We start from the raw sequence: 583 nt of genomic DNA on the forward strand, positions 1-583 counted from the left end.
ACTTTCATTTTCAAATAACCTACTCTTCGTGATTTTTGTCCCGGTTTCGGGGATTCTACCATCTCGCTTTCTGCCATTACAAGGACTTTTGATTTCTTTTGGCTTCCTCTCCCTCTTTTTAGGGGTTTGTCTTTTTCCAATTCTGGAACTTCTGTTGAAAAATAACCTTCGTCTAATTCTATCCTGCCTGCCAAAATATATTCACCATCTCTTTTCCCCATACACTCACGCAGTTTGTGTACCATATGCCATATCGGGTGATATCGTTTGTGACCTAATTGCCGTTGTATTTCTTTGGCGGAAAAACTTTTCTTTGTCGCTGTCAACAAATGCATGGCAATAAACCAATACCTATAAGGAAGTTTTGATTTGTGCATAACAGTACCGCTTTTTAGTGTTATCCTTGTCCTGCACGACTTACATTCATATTGTTCTTTGTCTTTCTTCCAATAATGATCTGTCCCTCCGCATTTTGGGCAAACAACTCCTACATGCTCGCGGTAGTCTTTGAACTTCTGCTTGCAGCTTTCTTCATCAGGAAATTGAGATATGAAATCAATTAAGCTCATAATTTATGCGTTTT

At 38.8% G+C, this 583-nt stretch carries 1 protein-coding gene; it reads right to left on the minus strand.

Going from position 1 to position 583, the window contains the following annotated elements:
- A partial coding sequence (locus K5G00_RS29525; RefSeq protein ID WP_238770246.1) for an IS1595 family transposase occupies positions 1-569 on the minus strand: 569 nt, incomplete at its 3' end.
- Positions 570-583: the final 14 nt, after the last annotated feature.

This window comes from Maribellus maritimus (assembly GCF_022267315.1).
Lineage (GTDB): Bacteria > Bacteroidota > Bacteroidia > Bacteroidales > Prolixibacteraceae > Draconibacterium > Draconibacterium maritimum.